This window comes from Acidisphaera rubrifaciens HS-AP3 (assembly GCF_000964365.1).
Taxonomy (GTDB): domain Bacteria; phylum Pseudomonadota; class Alphaproteobacteria; order Acetobacterales; family Acetobacteraceae; genus Acidisphaera; species Acidisphaera rubrifaciens.
In genome coordinates this window covers 1-3,414 of sequence record NZ_BANB01000149.1, presented here as the reverse complement: position 1 = coordinate 3,414, position 3,414 = coordinate 1, and the positions used below count along the sequence as shown (strand labels likewise).

General features: G+C 71.0%; 5 protein-coding genes. 3 read left to right on the top strand and 2 right to left on the bottom strand.

The window, feature by feature from the left end:
- Window positions 1-520: DUF1269 domain-containing protein (locus B8460_RS05545; RefSeq protein ID WP_048860585.1), on the bottom strand; the 520-nt coding region annotated here is incomplete at its 3' end.
- Between B8460_RS05545 and pdxY the strand changes: the two genes are divergently transcribed.
- Together pdxY and B8460_RS05535 are read left to right on the top strand one after the other, a co-directional pair.
- The gene (gene pdxY, locus B8460_RS05540; RefSeq protein WP_307188624.1) at window positions 521-1,447 is read left to right on the top strand and encodes a pyridoxal kinase PdxY; all 927 of its coding nucleotides are present in this window, start codon (window positions 521-523) and stop codon (window positions 1,445-1,447) included.
- Between the two features lie 155 nt (window positions 1,448-1,602).
- Complete coding sequence (locus B8460_RS05535) at window positions 1,603-2,037, top strand: CBS domain-containing protein (protein WP_048860584.1); 435 nt, start codon at window positions 1,603-1,605, stop codon at window positions 2,035-2,037.
- A gap of 74 nt (window positions 2,038-2,111) precedes the next feature.
- On the opposite strand, the gene cynS is transcribed toward B8460_RS05535, so the two are convergent.
- Window positions 2,112-2,561, bottom strand: coding sequence for a cyanase (gene cynS / locus B8460_RS05530; RefSeq protein WP_048860583.1), 450 nt, complete (start codon window positions 2,559-2,561; stop codon window positions 2,112-2,114).
- A gap of 164 nt (window positions 2,562-2,725) precedes the next feature.
- On the opposite strand from cynS, the gene mscL reads away from it, so the two are divergent.
- Window positions 2,726-3,184, top strand: coding sequence for a large conductance mechanosensitive channel protein MscL (mscL, locus tag B8460_RS05525; RefSeq protein WP_048860582.1), 459 nt, complete (start codon window positions 2,726-2,728; stop codon window positions 3,182-3,184).
- The last annotated feature ends 230 nt before the right edge of the window (window positions 3,185-3,414 follow it).

Here is a 3,414-nt window from a genome sequence, read left to right as displayed (position 1 = left end):
GTGTGGCCGGGCTCGGGGCCGGGGCCGGGGCGGCGGCCGCGGCGGCGAGCGCGTCGCGCAGCTTCTGCTCCTGCGTATGGTCGAAGGAGGTGCGCAGCACCGTGCCGCCGCTGCCGCGCAGATCCTCGATCACCTTGTCGGCGGTCATCTTGCGGATCAGCAGGAACAGGGCGGCATTCCCCGGCTGCAGCACCTGCGCCGCCTCGCGCATGAAGTCGTCGTTGATCCCGACATCGGTCAGCGCGCCGCCGAGCGCGCCGGAGGCGGCGCCGATCGCCGCGCCCACCACAGGGGCCAGGAACAGCATGCCGATCAGCAGCCCCCAGAACGTGCCGGTGGCGGCGCCGGCGGCGGTCGGGTGGAACAGCTGGTTCAGTTTCACGCGGCCGTTCGGCTGCTTCGTCGCGATCACCGCGTCGCCGAGTTCGATCAGGTATTCCTCCTGCAACTCCAGCAGCTTGTGCCGCACCTCCTCGGCCTGTGCCTCGGAGGGGAAGGCGATGACGACGAGGTCGGCCATGTGTATCTCCGCATGCGGGTGAACGAGGGTCTGCATATGTCGAAGGCGGAGGCGGCTCAAGCCGCGCCCTGTGTCCTGTCGATCCAGTCCTGGGTCGCCTATGGCCACGTCGGCAACGCGGCGGCGATGTTTCCGCTCCAGCGCCTGGGGGCGGAGGTGTGGGCGATCCACACCGTGCAGTTCTCCAACCACACCGGCTATGGCGACTGGCGGGGGCAGGTGTTCGACGGGGCGGCGGTGGGCGCGCTGGTGGACGGCATGGCGGCGCGCGGCGCGCTGTCGCGGTGCGACGCGGTGCTGTCGGGCTACATGGGCGACATGGGGATCGGCGGCGCCATCCTCGACGCCGTGGCGCGGGTGCGGGCCGCCAGTCCGGCCGCGGTCTATTGCTGCGACCCGGTGATCGGCGATGCCGATACCGGCCCCTATGTGCGCGACGGGATCGAGGCGCTGCTCGGCGGCGCGGCGCTGCCGGCGGCGGATCTGCTCACGCCCAACCTGTTCGAACTCGAACGCCTCGCCGGCCGCCCCTGTGCGACCCGCGCCGACATCACCGCCGCGGTCGCCGCGGTGCGGGCGCGCATGCGGGCCGCCGGGCCGCGCGTCGTGCTGGTCACCAGCGCGCGGACCGAGGAGACGCCGGCGGACAGCCTCGATCTCGTCGTCGCCGGGCCTGCGGGGACGGTGCTGATCCGCACGCCCCTGTTGGACCTGCGCGCGAATGGGGCGGGCGACGTCACGGCCGCGCTGTTCCTGTATCACTGGCTGGCGACCGGCGAGGCGACCGAGGCCGCCGGCCGCGCCGTCGCCGCGGTGCACGGTCTGCTGCGCCGCACGCGGGCGGCGGGATCGGCGGAACTGCTGGTGGTGCAGGCGCAGGACGAATTCGTCTCGCCGTCGATCCGGTTTCCGGCGGTACCACTGTGACGGCGCGCGGTCCATGCTGCGCCGCACGCCTGAAAGTTGCATGCGCATCGATAACGGGCGCAGACTGACCCTCCGGTCGAAACCGTCGCGGTTTCGGTCGCCGGCGGATGTGCCGGCGCGGCAATGCGGCCGCGCCGCCCCGAGGGAGCAGGACCATGACGGTTGCAGCGATCCTCAAGACCAAGGGCCACGAGGTCGTCCATGTGCGCCCGACCGACAGCGTCGCGTCCGTGATCGGCACGCTGGCGGAGCACCGGATCGGCGCCGCGCTCGTGCTGGATCAGGCCGAACAGCTGCTCGGCATCGTCAGCGAGCGCGACATCATCCGCACCCTGGCGGCGCACGGCGCGCGCGCGCTGGAGATGTCGGCGGCGCAGCTTATGACCACGGCGCTGCATATCGCGACGCCGCACACCACCACGGCCGAGGCGCTCGCGCTGATGACCGAGGGCCGGTTCCGCCACATGCCCGTGATGGATCGCGGCGCCCTGGTCGGCCTCGTCAGCATCGGCGACGTGGTCAAGCGTCGCCTGACGCAGCAGGAGCAGGAGGTGGACAGCCTCAAGGCCTACGTCGCCGGCAACGCCTGACGACCCGATGATCTGAACACCCCCGGCGGAGCGCCGGGGTACCGGATCAGGAGTGCCGGAGCAGGGGCGCCGGATCAGTAACGTTTGTAGGGCAGGAACTTGCCGCTCATGGTGATGCGCACCCGGTCGCCCTTCTGGTCGGGCTGGCGCTCCAGCGTCATGTCGAAGTCGATCGCGCTCATGATGCCGTCGCCGAACTCCTCGTGGATCAGCTCCTTCCACGTCGTGCCGTACACCATCACCAGCTCGTAGAAGCGGTAGATCAGCGGATCGGTCGGCACGCCGCCGGGGAAGGAGCCGCGATAGGGCGCCTCCTGCAGCAGCGCCACCTCCTCGGGGTCGAGGCCGAACAGCACGCCCGTCTTCTCCGCCGTCTCCGCCGCCATCGACATCTGGCCGAGGCAGGCGGCGCATACATAGGTGGGCGAGAAGCCCAGCTTCTCGGCCACCTGCGGCCAGGTCCAGCCGCGCGCCCGCTTGGCGGCGATGATCTTGCGCCCGAGCGCGGTCCTGTCCTCGTTCATGTCCCGGTTCCTTCCCCTGTCGGTGACGGCTGCATGCGCCGGCGGCCTTGCAGCGGGCGTGCCAGCCCGGACGGGGCGGTCCGGCGGCCGTGCCGGCCCGCCCGCGGTGGCGGGCGCCGGGCGAGTGTGGTCTAGTCGCGGGCAGTGCATCAGGAGGGAATCGCATGCAGCCGCCGACGATCCGACTGCCCCGCAAGCCCGGATGGGTGGGCGAGTTCCAGTCCTTCATCATGCGGGGCAACGTCGTCGATCTTGCCGTCGGCGTAATCATCGGCGCGGCCTTCACGACGATCGTCGGCAGCCTGGTCAAGGACATCTTCAACCCCGTCCTCGGCCTCGTCGTGGGCGGGATCGATTTCAGCAACCTGTTCATCCCGCTGAACGGGAAGCACTACGCCTCGCTGGCCGAGGCGCAGCACGCCGGGGCGCCGACGCTGAACATCGGGCTGTTCCTCAACGCGGTGATCAACTTCCTGATCGTTGCCTTCGTCATCTTCTGGGTGGTCAAGCTGCTGACCTCGATGATGCGCAAGGAAGTGGCCGAGGCGCCGCCGCCCCCACCCCCGCGCAGCGAGGTGCTGCTGGAGGAAATCCGCGACCTTCTGCGCGCCCGCACGCCCTGAGCCCGGGCGGGTCGTTAACCGGCCGCCGGCTACCGTCGCGCCTGCCAACCGGGATTTTCTTCATGCGCCGTCCGCTGCTGCGTCTGCTGCTGGTTCTCCTCATGCTGGCGGCGGCGGGTGCCGCGCGGGCGCAGGAGCGGTTCAGCCTGCCCGGTCTGTCGGCCGATGCCGGGCACTATGCCGCGAGCCTCGCCACCCGCAATCCCGCCGGCGCGACCCCGGCCGCCCGC

Bases quoted from the DNA above. Each gene is read 5' to 3' on its own strand.
- B8460_RS05535 (WP_048860584.1), top strand. From the start codon at position 1,603: ATGACGGTTGCAGCGATCCTCAAGACCAAGGGCCACGAGGTCGTCCAT.
- cynS (WP_048860583.1), bottom strand. From the start codon at position 2,561: ATGAACGAGGACAGGACCGCGCTCGGGCGCAAGATCATCGCCGCCAAG.
- mscL (WP_048860582.1), top strand. From the start codon at position 2,726: ATGCAGCCGCCGACGATCCGACTGCCCCGCAAGCCCGGATGGGTGGGC.